This window comes from Micromonospora sp. II (genome assembly GCF_001709195.1).
Lineage (GTDB): Bacteria > Actinomycetota > Actinomycetes > Mycobacteriales > Micromonosporaceae > Micromonospora > Micromonospora chalcea.
Map to the genome: position 1 here is coordinate 278293 of NZ_LYXF01000078.1, position 16644 is coordinate 294936.

The 16644-nt window shown below is 72.6% G+C and carries 14 protein-coding genes; 1 reads left to right on the plus strand and 13 read right to left on the minus strand.

Annotated elements, in window-relative coordinates; genetic code table 11:
• Window positions 1-16: 16 nt before the first annotated feature.
• Window positions 17-1072, minus strand: a complete 1056-nt coding sequence (locus A8711_RS29720; protein WP_043325193.1) for a dipeptidase — start codon at window positions 1070-1072, stop codon at window positions 17-19.
• A 435-nt stretch (window positions 1073-1507) separates the two neighbouring features.
• Between A8711_RS29720 and A8711_RS29725 the strand changes: the two genes are divergently transcribed.
• On the plus strand, window positions 1508-2143 hold the full coding sequence (locus A8711_RS29725) for a helix-turn-helix domain-containing protein (RefSeq protein ID WP_222948663.1): 636 nt from the start codon (window positions 1508-1510) through the stop codon (window positions 2141-2143).
• A 70-nt stretch (window positions 2144-2213) separates the two neighbouring features.
• Here A8711_RS29725 and A8711_RS29730 read toward each other — a convergent pair whose 3' ends face one another.
• The 12 genes from A8711_RS29730 to A8711_RS29785 are packed head-to-tail and all read right to left on the minus strand — an operon-like array spanning window position 2214 to window position 16634.
• Window positions 2214-3305: an alpha/beta hydrolase gene (locus A8711_RS29730; RefSeq protein WP_233607731.1), complete on the minus strand. Its 1092-nt coding sequence runs from the start codon at window positions 3303-3305 to the stop codon at window positions 2214-2216.
• 5 nt (window positions 3306-3310) lie between these two features.
• Window positions 3311-4309 carry an LLM class flavin-dependent oxidoreductase gene (locus A8711_RS29735; RefSeq protein ID WP_043325196.1) on the minus strand — a complete coding sequence of 333 codons (999 nt, stop codon included), beginning with the start codon at window positions 4307-4309 and terminating at the stop codon, window positions 3311-3313.
• Complete coding sequence (locus A8711_RS29740) at window positions 4306-4635, minus strand: TIGR04076 family protein (protein WP_043325197.1); 330 nt, start codon at window positions 4633-4635, stop codon at window positions 4306-4308. The genes A8711_RS29735 and A8711_RS29740 overlap by 4 nt, the downstream gene beginning before the upstream one ends.
• Window positions 4632-5636, minus strand: a complete 1005-nt coding sequence (locus A8711_RS29745) for a zinc-binding dehydrogenase (RefSeq protein ID WP_069090005.1) — start codon at window positions 5634-5636, stop codon at window positions 4632-4634. Before A8711_RS29745 ends, A8711_RS29740 begins: the two co-directional genes overlap by 4 nt.
• On the minus strand, window positions 5633-6046 hold the full coding sequence (locus A8711_RS29750) for a nuclear transport factor 2 family protein (RefSeq protein ID WP_069090006.1): 414 nt from the start codon (window positions 6044-6046) through the stop codon (window positions 5633-5635). The genes A8711_RS29745 and A8711_RS29750 overlap by 4 nt, the downstream gene beginning before the upstream one ends.
• Window positions 6043-7308, minus strand: a complete 1266-nt coding sequence (locus A8711_RS29755) for an amidohydrolase family protein (RefSeq protein ID WP_043325200.1) — start codon at window positions 7306-7308, stop codon at window positions 6043-6045. The genes A8711_RS29750 and A8711_RS29755 overlap by 4 nt, the downstream gene beginning before the upstream one ends.
• Window positions 7305-8975, minus strand: coding sequence for a hydantoinase B/oxoprolinase family protein (locus tag A8711_RS29760; RefSeq protein ID WP_069090007.1), 1671 nt, complete (start codon window positions 8973-8975; stop codon window positions 7305-7307). The genes A8711_RS29755 and A8711_RS29760 overlap by 4 nt, the downstream gene beginning before the upstream one ends.
• Window positions 8968-10656 (minus strand): hydantoinase B/oxoprolinase family protein, encoded by a 1689-nt coding sequence (locus A8711_RS29765; RefSeq protein WP_043325202.1) that lies wholly within the window; start codon window positions 10654-10656, stop codon window positions 8968-8970. The genes A8711_RS29760 and A8711_RS29765 overlap by 8 nt, the downstream gene beginning before the upstream one ends.
• On the minus strand, window positions 10653-12704 hold the full coding sequence (locus A8711_RS29770) for a hydantoinase/oxoprolinase family protein (RefSeq protein ID WP_064447405.1): 2052 nt from the start codon (window positions 12702-12704) through the stop codon (window positions 10653-10655). The genes A8711_RS29765 and A8711_RS29770 overlap by 4 nt, the downstream gene beginning before the upstream one ends.
• Window positions 12701-14734: a dipeptide ABC transporter ATP-binding protein gene (locus A8711_RS29775; RefSeq protein ID WP_069090008.1), complete on the minus strand. Its 2034-nt coding sequence runs from the start codon at window positions 14732-14734 to the stop codon at window positions 12701-12703. The genes A8711_RS29770 and A8711_RS29775 overlap by 4 nt, the downstream gene beginning before the upstream one ends.
• Window positions 14735-14736: 2 nt before the next feature.
• Window positions 14737-15624 carry an ABC transporter permease gene (locus A8711_RS29780; protein WP_069090009.1) on the minus strand — a complete coding sequence of 296 codons (888 nt, stop codon included), beginning with the start codon at window positions 15622-15624 and terminating at the stop codon, window positions 14737-14739.
• Window positions 15624-16634 carry an ABC transporter permease gene (locus tag A8711_RS29785; protein ID WP_043325205.1) on the minus strand — a complete coding sequence of 337 codons (1011 nt, stop codon included), beginning with the start codon at window positions 16632-16634 and terminating at the stop codon, window positions 15624-15626. The genes A8711_RS29780 and A8711_RS29785 overlap by 1 nt, the downstream gene beginning before the upstream one ends.
• Window positions 16635-16644: the final 10 nt, after the last annotated feature.

Sequence of the window (16644 nt, forward strand, 5' to 3'; positions counted from 1 at the left end):
TGTCACGATTAGCGCTTCATCGCGCGGCCGGCTTCCATGCCTCCCCATAGACCCGAAGCCAGTTGCCGCCGAGGATCTTGATCACGTCCTCCGGCGAGAATCCGCCGGCCAGAAGCGCCTCGGTGATGTTGGGGAAGTCCGCGGCGTCGTCCATGCCGATCGCCCGGCGCTCCTCCCATCCGAAGTCACCGAGCAGGTTCTGGTGCTCCTTCGAGTTCGCCTGCGCGATGCTCTTGAGCTGCGCGATCCGCATCTCCTCGGTCCACGTCTCGTCGTAGTCGGTGGCGACGGCGACGTGGTCGACGCCGGCCACCTCCACCACACGGCAGACGTGCTCCACGAAGCGGGTCAGGTCCGGACGACGGGACGGGTCCTCCGGGTGGTACAGGAACCCCGACAGGGTGGTGATGCCCATGACGCCGCCCTGCTCGGCGAGGCGCCGCAGGTATCCGTCCGACTTGGCGCGGATGTGCGGCGACAGCGCGTCGCAGAAGGCGTGCGTGACGACGACCGGCTTGTCCGAGGCGTCCATCGCGTCCAGGCCGGTGCGCTCGCCGCTGTGCGAGACGTCGACCAGCACGCCCAGCTCGTTCATCGCCTTGACGAAGGCACGGCCCCGGTGCGTCAGCCCCGAGTCGGTGTCCTCGCCGCAGCCCGCGCCGAGCAGGTTCTGCCGCTGGTAGGTCAGCTGAAGGATGCGGACGCCCAGGTCGTGGAACGTGCCGAGCAGGTCGAGGTCACCCCCGATCATCTCGGTGTCCTGCGGGCCGAGGATGACGGCCTCCTTGCCCTCGGCCTTGGCCCGGTGGATGTCGTCCACGGTCAGGGCGAGCAGCACCTCGTCCGGGTGCGCGTCGATCCACCTGCGGCAGCGGTTGACCTCGCGCAGGGCGGTGACGGTGTCCGCGTACGGCCGGGTGACCGTGTGGTTGACCGCGGTGACGCCTCCTCGCCGGATCCGGTCGAGGTGGGCGTCGCTCAGCTCGATGACCGTGCTTCCGTCCACCACTGTTGCGGCGGCGTGCAGGTCGGCGGCGGAACGAACGGGTTGGGCGGTGGCGGCAGTCTTCACGTCATCTCCAGATCATCGGAAGATGCCGAGACTCTACGAGCCACGCCAGTTGTTGTCCATGAAATCTCAGCAACTCGTCGGTAGACAGCTTTGAGGCGACGAATTTCGTCGTTATAGCTCTAGCAAACCGATCGAGGGTGCCCGTCCGGCGCGAATCCACCAAAGCGCCAGAAGACCCTTATGGACGACAAGTAGGCACAGTCGCGACGGGCACTCGTGCCGGAGCGCGCACAGTGGACCGCAGCGGATGGCCGGCCGTACGACTGCGAACAGACGATCGCGCTGGACGCGACGGTGCCGGCACCACGGCTTCGCCGCCGCGGCGGACCGGAAATGCCGGCGCCCACCCCTCGCACAAGTGCGGGCATGTTCGATAGGATCGAACATCCCGGGCGGATCCCCCCGCCACCGCAACAGGAGGTCCCCGTGCGGTCCATGGACAGTCAGCCGCCGTCGGAGCAGGCCGCCCCCGGCGGCCCCGCGGACGAGAGCACCCCGGCGGGGGTGGTCGGCGCCCGGATCCGGCGCTACCGCAAGGAGCGCGGGCTCACCCTGCGCGGCCTCGCCTCCCGCTCCGGCCTGTCGATCGGCTTCCTGTCCCAGGTCGAGCGCGGCATCTCCTCGATCGGCCTGACCGCGCTGGGCAGCGTCGCCAAGGCCCTCGACAAGTCGGTGGCCGACTTCTTCGACGCCGGCAACGGCACGTCCGACAGCAACGTCTCCCAGCTTCCCCGGCACTTCACGCTGACCAGGGCGGAGACGTCGGCAACGCAGTACGTGTCGGGGCAGCAGACCTACCGCATGCTCTCGGACCGGGGGCCGGACCTGGTGCTGGAGCCGATGCTCGTGCACATCGCGCCGGGCGGGCGGCGGGAGAACGCGTACGGCCACCGGGGCGAGGAGTTCGCCTACGTCATCTCCGGCGAGCTGCTCTACGAGGTCGAGGGCGTGGAGCACCGGCTGTGCCCGGGCGACAGCGTGCACCTGCGCTCGTCGGTGCCGCACCAGATGTACAACGACACCGACTCGGTCACCACAGTGGTCTCGGTGGTCACGCCCCGGCTGTTCTGACCGGCGCCACCAACCGCCCTCCGTGTTCACCTACGTGAACTCGGAGGGCGATTCGGTTGCGGGCGCGACGTCACCTACCGAGGCGGGCGTCCACTGCCGTCATGGTGTCCCGCCAGATGTCCGACGCCGGGTCGATGACGGCGAAGTGGTCCCCCGGCTGTTCCAGGTGGCGGATCTCGTCGCCCGCGGCTGCCGCCGCCGCGGCGTAACGCCGGTTGGCGTCGACGAGGTCGAGACTGTCCGCGGTCCCCTGCACGAGCAACGTGGGCACCCCTGTCGGCAGCCGCAGCATCGGGTCGCTCTCGGCGTACCGGCGCGGGGCCGTGGCCGGTGAGCCGCCCAGCGCCGCGGCGATCGCGCCGTCACCGAGGTAGCGCCGCTCGCCCTCGGTGAGGTCGAGCACCCCGGCCAGCGAGACCGCGAGCGCGACACGTGGCCCGCCCGTTCGCGCGGCGAGGTCCGCCGCGGCGCGCAGCGCGAGCTGCCCGCCGGCCGAATGGCCCAGCACCACGATCCGCTCCAGGTCGATCGGCCGGTCGGCGGCGAGGTCCCGCAGCGCGGTGAGGCCGGCTTCGACGTCCTCCGTGGTGGCGTCCCAGCCGTGCCGGTCCGGACGCCGGTACTCCAGGTTCCAGGACGCGTAGCCTCGGGCAGCCAGATCGACGGCGAGCGCGTCCATCAGGTCCGCGCCCCAGACCGACCGCCAGAATCCGCCGTGCAGCAGCACTGCGACCGGCGCCGGCCCGGTGTGCGGGTCCGACGGCAGCCGCAGGTCACCCCACTGCTCCGGGCCGGGACCGTAGGCGATCCGATCGGCCGGCGCGCGGAAGCGGTGCACGGCGTGCCGGATCGCCCAGGTCACGCCCCACAGTCCCCGGCCGGCCAGGTGGACCGCGCCGGGGACCGGCGTCTCGACGGTGAGGTCGTACCAGACCGCGTGCGGCGGCTGCGCGCCGATCAGGGCGCGGGCCGGTGTGGTGGGGCCGGGCAGCACCACAGTCGGGCCCTGCGCCGCGGCGAGCAGCGAGCGCAGCTCGTCGGCCGAGGCGGCGGTGACGACCGTGCCGGTGCTGTCCAGCTCGGCGCTGCTGGTGGCGACGAACGACGCCAGCAGTTCGGTGTCGGCCACCAGGCCGGGGCCGACCACGACGGTGAGCCGCACCGCGCTCACCTGCGCAGCAGGGGCAGGACGGCGGAGCCGAGCAGGTCCACGCCGCGCTCGTCGGTGAGGCCGTGCGGCGTGCCGAACTCGACCCGGCGCACGCCGGCGTCGATGAGCGCCTGGGCCTGGGCGGCGACCTGCTCCGGGGTGCCGGAGAAGGCGAACCGGTCCAGCACGTCGTCCGGGATCAACCGGCCCGCCGCCTCGTCCTCGCCCGCGTCGACCAGGTCGCCGACGCGCTTCACCAGGTCGTCGGGGAGCACGACGGTCGGATCCAGCTCCGCCACCACGGCCAGGTACATGGCCACCTCGGTGCGGGCCTTGGCGCGGGCGGCCGCGCCGTCGGTGTCGACGACTGTCACCGCGCCGAGCACGATGCCGACGTCCGCCACGTCGCGCCCGGCCTTCTCCGCGCCGGTCCGCAGCCGCTCGCGGATCACCGGGACCATGTCCGGGTTGGCGCTGCCGCCCACCTTGATCTCGTCGGCGATCCGGCCGGCCAGCGCCGCGCCCTGCGGACCCCACGCGCCCAGCAGCAGCGGCGGGTCGGGCCGCTGCACGTCGTAACGCAGCGCGGTGCCGGCCTCCAGCGAGAAGACCTTTCCGGTGAAGCCGCTGCGGTCGCCGCGCAGCAGGCGGTAGACGACCTGGACGGCCTCCTCGATGGTGGTCAGCGGCCGCGGCTGCGGCAGGCCGACCGAACCCAGCCAGGTCCCCCGGGCCAGGCCGAGGTAGGCCCGCCCGTGCGAGGCCAGGTCCAGGGCGGCGAGCTGACCGGCGATCTCGTACGGCGCCATCGAGTACGGGTTCAGGCAGGCCGCGCCGAGGCGTACCCGCTCGGTCGCCTGAGCCATCTCCAGCAGCGGGAAGATCGGCGGCTGGTACATCAGGTCGCCGAAGACGGTGAGCACGTCGAAGCCGTGCGCCTCGGCGGCGCGGGCCAGCCGGGCGTACGCGCCGGCCGGCTTGTCGCTCTGCAGGCCGAGTCCGATCTCGACGGTCATGTCAGGTCCGCCGAGTTCATCGTGCGCCGGCAGGTCCGTTCCACCTTCATGACGAGCCGCTCCTCCGGGTCGGGGCAGATGAAGTGGGAGTCCTGGGCCAGCCAGTCCCCCGGCGCCAGGTCACGCTGCTTGGCGGCGAGGAAGGGCAGCACGGACGCGAGCGCGTACACGCAGAAGTGCTTGCCCTCGGGCAGCCGCAGGTGGGCGCTGTTGGTCAGCTCGAAGGAGTCACCCACGGCCATGCCGCACACCGACCGGCCCTCGATCCGGTCGACTGTCACCTTCAGGTCGTAGATCTCCATGTCGCCGTCGGCGGTGTCGCTCACGGCCCCTCCCCTTCGTCGATCCGTACGATGATCTTGCCGGTGGTCCGGCGTTCGGCCAGCTCGGTGAGCGCCGCGGGCGTCTCGTCCAGCGACACGACGCGGCTGACCGGCGGCCGGACCGCGCCGGAGGCGCACATGTCGAACAGTTCCTGGTAGGCGGCCTCGACCGCGGACGGGCGCTGCCACGGGTACTGCGAGCCCCAGGACAGGCCGACCAGCGTCGCGTTCGCCGCCATCAGCCGCAGCGGATCGACGGGCGGCGGCGCGCCACCGGCAGCGCCTACCGCGACCAGGCGGCCCTCGAAGGCGAGGCACTCCCAGGAGCGGGCGAACACGTCGCCGCCCACCGGGTCCACCACGACGTCCACGCCCCGCCCGCCGGTGGCCTCCCGCACGGCGGCCACGAAGTCCTCCGCCGTGTAGTCGATCGCCACCTCGGCGCCCTGGTCGCGGCAGATCGCCGTCTTGACCGGGCCGCCGGCGGTGGCGAGGACCCGGGCGCCGCGGGCGACCGCGAGCTGGATGACGGAGATGCCGACACCGCCCGCTCCGGCGTGCACCAGCACCGTCTGCCCGGCGGTGACGCCCGCCCGTTCCAGCGCGAACCAGGCGGTCTGGTAGGTGACCGGCAGCGCTGCCGCGATCACCGGGTCGACTGTGGACGGTCGCGGCACCACCACCGCGGCGTCCACTGTGACTGTGGTGCCGAGCGCGCCGCGCGGCAGCGCCGGGCAGGCCAGCACCTCCTGACCCAGCAGGTGCCCGGCCCCGTCGCCGGCGGCGACGACCCGCCCGGCCGCCTCCACCCCCGGCGTCATCGGCGGATCCGGCCGCACCGGGTACTCGCCCCGGCAGAGCATGACGTCCAGGAAGTTCAGCCCGACCGTACGGACGGCGAGCCGCACCTGGCCGGGGCCGGGCGGCGGGTCGTCGGGCAGCTCGGCGACCGACAGCACGTCCGCCGGTTCACCGGTCCGCCCGGCGACCAGCCGCCGGATCATGCCGCGCCCACCGGTTCCCGGACCAGCTCGGCGTGGTGGTGCACGATCACCCAGCGGCCGTCGACCCGGCGCACCACGTCGGTGACCCGGGTGATCTCCGGCTCGTCGTCCGGGCCGAGCTGCGCGACCAGCTCGTACCGGGCCACGCCGAAGTCGTCCCACACGTCGATGCGCTTGCCCCGCGCGGCGAGCACCGCCAGCCGGGGCCGCTGACCGGCGGCGTCCCGCTGGGCGCGGTACTCGTCCAGCTCGGCCCGGGTCCGCAGCGGTCCCGGCAGGTGCGTCTCCCAGGTGGTCACCTCGGGGTCCAGGTGCGTGTCGAACCGCTGCTGGTCCCCGGCGAGGAACGCGTCGTACATGTCGTCGATGCCGGCGGCGATCTCCGCCGCGCCTGCCTGCGCGGAGGTCATCGCGTCTCCTCCTGGTTGCGGTCGTCGCGGGCGATCTGCCCGCCCTTCATCACCCACCGCACGTCCCGGAAGGCCGAGGTGTCGGCCAGCGGGTCGGCGTCCGTCGCGATCAGGTCGGCCAGCTTGCCGACCTCGACGGTGCCGAGGTCGGACTCCGCGCCGAGCCACCGGATCGGGCCGAGCGTGCCGGCGTGGATGGCCCGGGCGGCGCCGATCCGCTCGGACATGTACTCCAGCTCCCGGATCGAGGCGGTGGTGCCCTCGAACTCCCAGAACGGGGGCATGTCGCTGCCGAGCAGGACCTCCACCCCGGCGGCGATCGCCATGTCGAAGCTCTCCAGGTGCCGGGGGCCGGCGCCGAGCGAGCGGCACTGCATCCACTCCGGCACGCCCAGCTCGTCGAAGAACTCCTTGCAGCGGGTCACCAGCAGCGTCGGCACGAGCGCCGTGCCGCGCTCGGCCATCCGCGCCGCGACCTGCGGGGTGAGCTGGTAGCCGTGCTCCACGCAGTCCAGTCCCAGCTCGACCGCCGCGCCGATCACGTCGGCGGGCCCGGCGTGCGCGGTCACCTTGCGGCCCCACGCGTGCGCCGTCTCGATCACCGCCGTCATCTCGTCGGCGAACAACTGGGGCGTGTGGATGCTCTCGTGCTCACCGGCGATGCCGCCCGAGATCATCACCTTGATCAGGTCCGCGCCGGCCTTGATCTGGCTGCGCACGCCGTGGCGGAAGCCCACCGGGCCGTCGCACTCGAGCGTGTCGTTGCTCTCGTGCCCGTGCCCGCCGGTGCACACCAGCGCCCGGCCCGCGGTGTAGATGCGCGGACCGGGGACCCGCCCGGCGTTGATCGCCCGCCGCAGCGCGAAGTCCGCGTGGTCCTTCTCCGCGACGCAGCGCACGGTGGTCACGCCGGAGTGCAGCGTGCGCCGCGCCCCGTCGGCCATGTAGTGGGCGAGGTCGTACGCGCCCATCCCCTTGACGCCCTCGCCGGCGGAGCCGGGCAGCGACAACGAGAAGTGGGTGTGCATGTTGACCAGGCCGGGCGTCACGTAGGCACCGTCGAGGTCCACCTCGGTCAGCCGGCCGGCGGCCCGCGCCTGCTCGGCCACCTCGGCGTACGGCCCGACGGCGGCGATCCGGTCACCCCGGACCCACACCCCGGCGCCGGTCACCGGCGCCATGCCGTCCACCACGCGGGCGTCGAGCACTGTGCAGTTGCCGAGCAGCGTGCTCGGCTGCTCGGGCGAATAGGCGGCACTCACGCGATCACTCCATAAACGTCTCGGGCGGCCCGCGCGGAGACGTAGCCCTCGGCCACGTCCCGTCGCACCGCCTCCGGATCCCGACTCCCCGGGTCGCCGTGCCCGCCGCCACCGGCGGTCAGCAACGTCACCCGATCCCCCACCGCCACCGCGGTACGCCGTGTGCTCACCCGGTGCTCCCGGTCCGTGCCCGGGAAGACGATCACCTGGTTCGGCTCCGGCTGTGCGCCGCCGGCCAGCGCCCACGGCGCGCTCTTCGTCTTCTTGATCACCGTCAGGAACTCGCCGGGCGTCACGAACCGGATGTCCCGCCGCAGGCCGCAGCCGCCCCGGAACCGGCCCGCGCCACCGGAGTCGGTACGGATCTCCACCCGCTCGAAGAACATTCCCGTCTTCGACTCCAGCACCTCGACGGGCGTGTTGCGCGCCTGGGTCTGGCACAGGTGGTTCGCCGGCCCGATCCCGTCGTGCCCGGGCGTGCCGCCCCAGCCGACCGGGTCGTTGTTGCTGACCGCGAACATGTCGCCGGTGTCCGGGTGCCGGCCGACCATCATGAACCCGGGCACGTCGCCGCCGGAGGAGGCGGCCAGCCGGTCCGGCATGCCCTGGGCCAGCGCCTTGAGGATCAGCTCCAGTGCGACGGTGCCGGTCCACTGGGTGAACGTGGCGGCCGGGTACTGCGCGTGGAACAGCGTGCCGGGCTCGGCGCGTACCCGAAGGGGGGCGAAGTGCCCGGCGTTGGTCTGCTCGTGCGGCGTGGTGACGCCCTTGAACGCGACCCGGCAGGTGGCGATGGTGGCGCCCAGCGGCAGGTTCACCGGTCCGGGCACCGCCGGCGACGAGCCGGCGAAGTCCACTGTGAACTCGCCGTCGGCGACGGTGACGGTGACCCGCATGAGGATCGGGTCGTCGCTGACGCCGTCGTCGTCGAGCCAGTCCTCGGCGGTCCAGCTGCCCTGCGGCAGCGCGGCCACCGCCTCCCCGGCGCGCTGCGCGGCGACGTCGATCACCCGGTCGATCACCGCGTCGACCACTGCGGGGCCGTAGTCGCGGTACAGCTCGGTCATCCGCCGCTCGCCGGTACGCAGCGCGGCGATCTGCGCGTTGAGGTCACCGATGACCAGTTCCGGCATCCGCGAGTTGAAGCGGATCAGCTCGTGGATCTCGCGCACCGGCTCGCCCCGGTCGTACACCTTCGTGCCGGGGAAGATGATCCCCTCCTGGTGCATGTCCGTGGAGTCGAGCACGTACCCGGGGTCCTTGGCGCCCAGGTCCATCCAGTGCGCCCGGATGCACAGGAAACCGATCAGCTCCTCGCTGTCCGGCAGGACGACCGGCGCGAACATCGTCGCGTCGTACGTGTGCGCCGCGTTCCAGTACGGGTAGTTGAGCAGCACCACGTCGCCGCGGCGCAGGTTCTCCCGGCCGACGTACTCCACGCCCTTGCGCAGCGAGTAGTCGTTGGCGCCGAGGAAGCGGGACAGCCCCGTGGACTCCGCGACCAGCCGCAGCTGCCGGTCGTAGATGGAGATGCCGAAGTCGTACACCTCGTAGATCACCGGGTTGAACGCGGTGCGCACGAGCGCGGCCCGCATCTCCTCGGCGGCCGAGACGAGGTGGCTGCGGACGACCTCGACGGTTGCCCCGTCGACCGTCGGCTCACCCATCGACGTCCACTCCGTAGACGTCCCGGGCGGCCTCCCGGGAGACGTAGCCCTCGGCCACGTCCCGCCGTACCGCCTCCGGGTCGCGGCTGCGCGGGTCGCCGTGCCCGCCGCCACCGGCGGTCAGCAGCGTGACCCGGTCGCCCGCGGCCACCACGGTGCGCTTGGTGCTCACCCGGTGCTCGCGGTCGGTGCCCGGGAAGACGACCACCTGGTTCGGCTCCGGCTGCTCGCCGCCGGCCAGCGCCCACGGCGCGCTCTTGGTCTTCTTGATCACGGTCAGGAACTCACCGGGCGTCACGAACCGGATGTCGCGGCGCAGGCCGCAGCCGCCCCGGAACCGGCCCGCGCCACCGGAGTCGGCGCGGATCTCCCAGCGCTCGAAGAACATCCCGGTCTTGGCCTCCATGACCTCGATCGGGGTACCCCGGCCGGTGCTGCCGGAGACGTGCGTGGCGGCGTCCATGCCGTCGTGCGTCGCGGTGCCGCCCCAGCCCACCAGGTCGTTGTTGCTGACCGCGAACATCTTCCCGGTGTCCGGGTGCAGGCCGACCATCATGAAGCCGGGCACGTCGCCGCCGGAGGAGGCGGGCAGCAGGTCCGGCATGCCCTGGGCCAGCGCCTTGAGGATCAGCTCCACCGCGACGATGCCGGTCCAGAGCGTGAACGTGGGCTGCGGGTAGACGGCGTGGAACAGGCTGCCCGGCTCGGCCCGCACCTCAAGCGGCGCCACGGTGCCGGCGTTCGACGGCTCGTCCCGCGACGTCAGCGACTTCAGCACGACCTTGCAGATCGCCTCGGTCGCGCCGAACGGCATGTTGATCGGGCCGCGGGTGGCCGGGGCCGAGCCGGCGAAGTCGACGATGAAGCGCCCGTCGTCGATGGTGACGGTGACGCGCATCTTCACCGGGTCGTCGGTGATGCCGTCGTCGTCCACCCAGTCCTCGGCGGTCCAGGTGCCCTGCGGCAGCGTCGCCAGCGCCGCGCGGGCGCGGGCCTCACCGTCGGCGATGATCCGGTCGATCGCCTGGTCCACGGTGTCCCGGCCGAACTTCTCGATGATCTCCAGCATCCGGCGCTCGCCGGTGCGCAGCGCGGCGATCTGCGCGTGCAGGTCACCGAGCACCGCGTCGGGCATCCGCGAGTTGAAGCGGATCAGCTCGTGGATCTCGCGCACCGGCTCGCCCCGGGACACGACCTTGGTGCCCGGGAAGATCAGCCCCTCCTGGTGCATGTCGGTCGAGTCGAGCACGTAGCCCGGGTCCTTGGCGCCCAGGTCCATCCAGTGCGCGCGGACGCAGAGGAAGCCGACCAGGTCGCCGTCCGCGTCCGGGTCCGCCTCGTCCGGCCGGAACACCGGGGCGAACAGCGTCGCGTCGTACGCGTGCGCCGCGTTCCAGTACGGGTAGTTCAGCAGCACCACGTCGCCGCGGTGCAGGTTCTCCCGGCCCACGTACTCCACGCCCTTGCGCAGCGAGAAGTCGTTCGCGCCGAGGAAGAACGTCAATCCGGTGGCCTCGGCGACCAGCCGCAGGTCGGCGTCGTACATCGACAGGCCGAAGTCGTGCACCTCGTAGATGACCGGGTTGAACGAGGTACGGATGAGGGTGGCCCGCATCTCCTCCGCGGCCGACAGCAGATAGCTGCGGACGACCTCGACCTGGGCTCCGTCCAGCGTGGTCATGCGGCTTCCTCCAGGGTGACGAGCAGGTATCCGTGGTCGTCGACGGTGACCCGCTGGCCGCTGGGCACCACAGTGGTGGAGGTGCCCTCGTCGATCAACGCCGGTCCGTCGAAGGTGTCGCCCGGCTCCAGGCGGGCCCGGTCGTAGACCGCGAACGGCACCACCGCGTGCTGCCCGAAGTCGTAGGCGTCGCGGTGCGTCAGCAGCGCCTGCGACGGGTCGCCGTCGCCGCGCGGCAGGGTCTGCAGCTCGGGACGGTCGGTGCGCCCGATGCCGCGCACCCGCAGGTTGAGGATCTGCAGCGGGTTGCCCATGGTGTGGCCGTACCGGGCGCGGTGCGTCTCGTCGAACGCGGCGCGGATCGCGTCGCGGTCCAGCTCGCGCCCGACGGTGACCATCAGGCTGTGTTCCTGGCCCAGGTAGCGCAGCTCGAACTGCCGCTCCAGCACCGCCTCGCCGGCCGGCACGCCCTGCGCCACCAGCGATGCGACCGCCTCGGCCTCGACGGCCTTGAACAGCTGCTCCAGCTCCGCCAGGTCGGCGTCGTCGAGCGTGGCCATCACGGTACGGCTGAAGTCGTTGACGATGTCGGCGGAGAGCATGCCCCAGGCGGAGAAGCCGGACGGCGCGAACGGCACGATGACCTCGCCGATGCCCATCTCGCGGGCCAGCAGCGGGGCCAGCAGCGGCCCGGCGCCGCCGAACGCGAGCAGCGCGAACTGCCGGGGGTCGTGACCCCGCTCGACGGTGATCTGGCGGACCGCGCCGACGGTGCGGGCCAGCAGCACGTCGAACACGCCGGCGGCCGCGTTCTCCACGGTGAGTCCGAGCGGCTCGGCGAGCTGCTCCTGAATTGCGGCGCGCGCCTCGGCGTCGCGCAGGCCCATGGTGCCGGCGAGGAAGCGCTCCGGGTCCATGTAGCCGAGCACCACAGCGGCGTCGGTGACCGTCGGCTTGGTGCCGCCCCGGCCGTAGCAGACCGGGCCGGGGTCGGCGCCGGCGCTCTGCGGGCCGACCTTGAGCAGGCCGTGGTCGAGCCAGGCGATCGAACCGCCGCCGGCGCCGATGGTGCGGATGTCGTACGTCGGGATGAGCAGCGGGAAGTGCTCCAGCTGAGCCTCGTACGCGGCGACCGGGTTGCCGCGCTCGATCACGCAGGCGTCCAGCGAGGTGCCGCCGATGTCGAACGTGAGTACGTTGTCCCGGCCCAGCTCGGAAGCGACGTACGCGGCACCGACGATGCCGCCGGCCGGTCCGGACAGCACGGTGTGCGTGGGGGCGGTCTTGGCGACCGCGCTGGTCATCGAGCCGCCGCCGGAGCGCATGATCAGGAAGCGCCCGGCGAAGCCGCGCTCGGCCAGGCCGGACTCCAGCTCGTCCACGTACCGCTCGAAGATCGGCCGGATGTACGCCTCCAGCACCGTGGTGCTGGTCCGCTCGTACTCCCGGTACTCGCGCACGATGTCCGTCGACAGCGACAGGCTGACGTCGGGGAACTCCTCGTGGATGAGGCGCGCGGCCTCCCGCTCGTGGCTCGGGTCGAGGAACGAGTGCAGGAAGCAGATGGCGATCGAGGTGACCTGCTGGTCCACCACGAGCGTGCGCGCGGCCGCCCGGACGCTGTCCGGGTCCAGCGGCTCCACCACCCGGCCGCGGTAGTCGAGCCGGCCCCGCACCCCGGCGGTGAAGCGGCGCTGCACCAGGCTCTCCGGCCGCTGGTACTGGAAGTCGTACATGTGGTCGGACGGCACGTTGCCGCGCCCGATCAGGAAGATGTCCCGGAAGCCCTCGTTGGTGATGATTCCGGTACGGCCACCGCGACGCTCCAGCACCGCGTTGAGGCCGAGCGTGGTGCCGTGGATGAACAGCTCCACCTCGGACAGGTCGGTGCCGAGCGCGCTGATCGCGTTGAGGACACCGTCCGCGGGCCGGGCCGGGGTCGTCGCCGCCTTGCGGAAGCGGACCCGGTTGGTGCGCGTGTCGAGTTCCATGGCGTCCACGAAGGTCCCGCCGATGTCGACGGCGAGCCGGATGGGGCGACGGGTCATGGCGTGACAGCCTGCCTTCCGATGAGGGCGGGAAGCTCGGGAACGCGCCAGCAGGCGGCCCGGCTCTCGCCGTACGACTGAAGCTCCTGCTGCTCCGATCGGCACCGGTCGGTGACGAACGGGCACCGGGCGGCCAGTGGGCACCCGGTTGCGGCGTCGGCTTCCTCCAGGTCCTTGACCAGCTCGACGGCCTCGCCGTCGGACCCGGCCGTCCCGCCGAGGCGGGGGGCGCTGCCCAGCAGCGCGCGGGTGTACGGGTGCCGGGGCGTGTCGAAGACGACGTCCACCGGACCCTCCTCGACCACCCGGCCGAGGTAGAGCACCACGACGCGGTCGGCGAAACCGCGCACCGTGGCCAGGTCGTGGGAGATGAACACCGAGGCGCGGTCGGCGTCGGCGGCCACGTCGGCGATCACGTCGAGGATCTGCGCCTGGACGGTGACGTCCAGGGCCGAGGTGGGCTCGTCGAAGACGATCAGGTCCGGCTCGCCGACCAGCGCGCGGGCGATGCCGATGCGCTGGGCCTGGCCGCCGGACAGCTCGTGCGGGTACCGCTGCAGGATCGAGCGGTCCAGCTCCATCCGGTCCAGCACGGCGGTGACGCGCTCCTCCCGCTGGGCCGGGGACAGGCCCGCGGCGCGCAGCGGCTCGGCGATGGAGTCGCCGACGGTGCGGCGCGGGCTCAGCGAGCCGATCGGGTCCTGGAACACCAGCTGGGCGCGGGTCCGGGCCCGGCGCAGCGCCCGGCCACGCGGGCGCGGCCGGCCCGGCTGCTTGACCAGGGCCTGACCGGCGACTGTGACGGTGCCGGACGTGGGCGCGACCAGGCCCATGACGAGCTTCGCGAGGGTGCTCTTGCCGCAGCCGCTTTCGCCCACCACGCCCAGCGTCTCACCCGGCGCGAGCCGCAGCGTGACGCCACGCAGCGCGTGGTGACCGCCGGAGCCGAACCGGCTGCGGTAGACGACGTGGGCGTCCTCGATTTCCAGCACGGCGGGCTTCGGGTCCGCAGCCGCCGGCTGGGCGTCGCCCGCGTCCGGTGTGTGCGACGTGGACGGCAGGTCGGCGTCGAGCGGCCGGGTCTGCGGGTGGAAGCAGGCGAGCGACCATTCGCGGCCGCCGGGGATCGGCTGGGTGCCCGGCCGCCGGGACGAGCAGGTGCGGTCGGCGTGCGCGCAGCGGGCGACGAACGGGCAGTTCTCCGGCGCCTCGGTGAGCAGGGGCATGGCGCCGGGGGTGGCGACGACCGGCCGGCCGCCGACGTCCGGCACCGACCGCAGCAGCGCCCGGGTGTACGGGTGCGCGGGCTCCCGCAGCACCTGCGCGGCCGGGCCGCTCTCCACCACCGTGCCGGCGTAGAGCACCACCACCCGGTCGCAGACCTCGGCGATCGAGGCGAGGTCGTGGGAGATCAGCAGCACGCCCCGGCCGTCGGTGTCGGCGGCGTGCCGGAACTGGCGCAGGATCTCCCGGGTCAGTGTCACGTCCAGGCCGGTGGTCGGCTCGTCGGCGATCAGCAGGTCCGGCGCGCAGCCGGTGGCCAGCGAGATCATCACCCGCTGGGCCATGCCGCCGGACAGCTCGTGGGCGTACGCGTCGAGCCGCCGCTGCGGGCTGCGGATCCCGACCGCCTCGAACAGCTCGCGCGCCGCCTCCCGGGCCCGGTCGCCGGACATGTCCTGGTGCGTGGCGAGCCGGTCGACGAGCTGCTTGCCGATGGTGCGGGTGGGGCTGAGCGCGCCGCGCGGGTTCTGGAAGCAGATCGCCACCCCGCGTCCGCGGTGGGCGGCAAGCGCGGCGTCGTCCATGCGCAGCACGTCCGAGTCGCCGCACAGCACCCGGCCGGTGGCGTGCGAGCCGCCGGGCAGCAGCCCGACGATGGCGCGGGCCACCATGCTCTTGCCGCCGCCGCTCTCCCCGACCAGGCCGACGACCTCACCGGGGCGTACGGCGAAGGTGACGCCGCTGAGCGCGGCCACCTGCCGGCCGGGTCGCCGGATGGTCACCGAGAGGTTCTCGATCGACAGCATGGTCACCGCCGCTTCGCGTTGGCGCGGTCCTGCAGGCCTTCGCCGAGCAGGCTGAACCCGAGGACGCAGACGAACAGGGCCAGGCCGGGTGGGACGGAGGTCCACCAGCGGCCACCGACCACGTCCGCGGCGCCCAGGCTGATCATGGCCCCCCACTCCGCCTCGGGGATGCTCACGCCCAGGCCGAGGAAGGAGAGCCCGGCCAGGGTGAGCATCGCCCAGCCGCAGTTCAGCGGCGCGATCACCCGGACCGGGGTGAGGCTGTTGGGCAGCAGGTGCCGCCAGAGCACGCCCACCGGCGACGCCCCGGAGGTGATGGCGGCGTCCACGAACGGCAGTTCCCGCAGCGACCGCACCTCGGCGCGGACCAGCCGGGCGTACGCCGGCGCGTTCACCGCCGCGATCGTGATGATCAGGTTGATCGTGCCGTTGCCGAGCAGGGCGGCGACCGCCAGCGCCAGGATGAACGTGGGGAACGACTGGAAGATGTCGACCACCCGCATCAGCACGTCGTCGAGCCAGCCGCCGAAGTAGCCGGCGACCAGGCCGAGCAGCGTGCCCACGACCACCGCGAGCGCCACCGCGGCCAGGGCGATGCCCAGGTCGAGCCGGGCGGCGTAGAGCACCCGGCTCCAGATGTCCATGCCGTTGCCGTCGGTGCCGAGCAGGTGGTTGCCGCCCGGCGCCACCAGGGTGTTCGCCGGGTCGATCTCGGTCTCGCCCCACGGGCTCAGCAGCGGCGCGAACACCGCCACCAGCGCCACCACCGACAGGATGGTCGCACCGACGATGCTCATGCGGCGGGCGAACCGGCTGTCCCGGTCGCCGCCGGCGACGACCACCGGCGTCTGTGCGGAGTCGCCGCTGACGGCGGCGCGCAACTCGGCCATCAGAGCCTCACTCTCGGGTCGAGGATCGCGTGGACCACGTCGGCGATGAGGAACACCAGCACGTAGCACAACGCGATGACCAGCACCGACGCCTGAACCACCGGGTAGTCCCGGTAGAGCAGGCCGCGCAGGGCCCACTGGCCGAAGCCCTGCCACGAGTACACGTACTCGACGAGCACGGTGGAGCCGATCGCCGTGCCGAAGACCAGCGCCGCCAGCGACGGCAGCCGGACCAGCGTCGCCCGCAGCAGGTAGCCGTAGTGCAGCGTGCGGTCGCGCAGCCCGTGCGCCTTCGCCGCGGCGTACGACTCCGAGTGCAGCACCTCCAGCGCGGAGGCCCGGACGCTGCGCAGCAGCGGCGCGACCACGCCGACCACCAGGGTCAGCACGGGCAGCACCAGGTACGCCGCGGCGGAGGCGATCGCCGGGCCGTTGGCGGTGAGCACGGCGTCGACGAGATCGGCCCCGGTGAGCGGGGTCAGGTTCGTGTCCGGGTCGACCCGCCCGTTCGGCGCCGGGAACCAGCCGAGGATGCTGTAGCCGACCAGCACCAGCACCAGGCCGAGCCAGAACTCGGGGATCGAGTTGCCGACCAGGGCGAACATCCGCACGCTGTGGTCACCGACCCGGTTGGCCCGTTTGGCCGACCAGATGCCCAGGACCGTCGCCACGACGAGCGCGATGCTCACGGCGATGACGACGAGTTCCAGGGTGGGCCCCACCCGGAGCGCCATCTCCGATCCCACGGAGTTGCCGCTCTGGATGGAGGTCCCGAAGTCACCGGTGACCAGTCCCCTGAGGTAGTCGAGGAACTGCTGCCACAGCGACTGGTCCAGCCCGAAGCGGGCCCGGGCGGCGGCGGCGTCCTCCTCGGTGGCGTTCTGCCCGAGGATGCTGCGGACGGGGTCGCCCGGCAGCACCCGGACCAGGAGGAACGCCAGGACGACCACTCCGAGCAGAACGGGGATCAGCTGGAGCAGTCGCCTGACGACGAAGCGGAAGATTCGCATGGGCGGTTGA

Excerpts from the sequence above, each read along its gene's own strand:
- A8711_RS29750 (WP_069090006.1), bottom strand. The coding sequence starts at position 6,046 with ATGACCTCCGCGCAGGCAGGCGCGGCGGAGATCGCCGCCGGCATCGAC.
- A8711_RS29735 (WP_043325196.1), bottom strand. The coding sequence starts at position 4,309 with ATGACCGTCGAGATCGGACTCGGCCTGCAGAGCGACAAGCCGGCCGGC.
- A8711_RS29770 (WP_064447405.1), bottom strand. The coding sequence starts at position 12,704 with ATGACCCGTCGCCCCATCCGGCTCGCCGTCGACATCGGCGGGACCTTC.
- A8711_RS29745 (WP_069090005.1), bottom strand. The coding sequence starts at position 5,636 with ATGATCCGGCGGCTGGTCGCCGGGCGGACCGGTGAACCGGCGGACGTG.
- A8711_RS29725 (WP_222948663.1), top strand. The coding sequence starts at position 1,508 with ATGGACAGTCAGCCGCCGTCGGAGCAGGCCGCCCCCGGCGGCCCCGCG.
- A8711_RS29775 (WP_069090008.1), bottom strand. The coding sequence starts at position 14,734 with ATGCTGTCGATCGAGAACCTCTCGGTGACCATCCGGCGACCCGGCCGG.
- A8711_RS29785 (WP_043325205.1), bottom strand. The coding sequence starts at position 16,634 with ATGCGAATCTTCCGCTTCGTCGTCAGGCGACTGCTCCAGCTGATCCCC.
- A8711_RS29780 (WP_069090009.1), bottom strand. The coding sequence starts at position 15,624 with ATGGCCGAGTTGCGCGCCGCCGTCAGCGGCGACTCCGCACAGACGCCG.
- A8711_RS29765 (WP_043325202.1), bottom strand. The coding sequence starts at position 10,656 with ATGACCACGCTGGACGGAGCCCAGGTCGAGGTCGTCCGCAGCTATCTG.
- A8711_RS29760 (WP_069090007.1), bottom strand. The coding sequence starts at position 8,975 with ATGGGTGAGCCGACGGTCGACGGGGCAACCGTCGAGGTCGTCCGCAGC.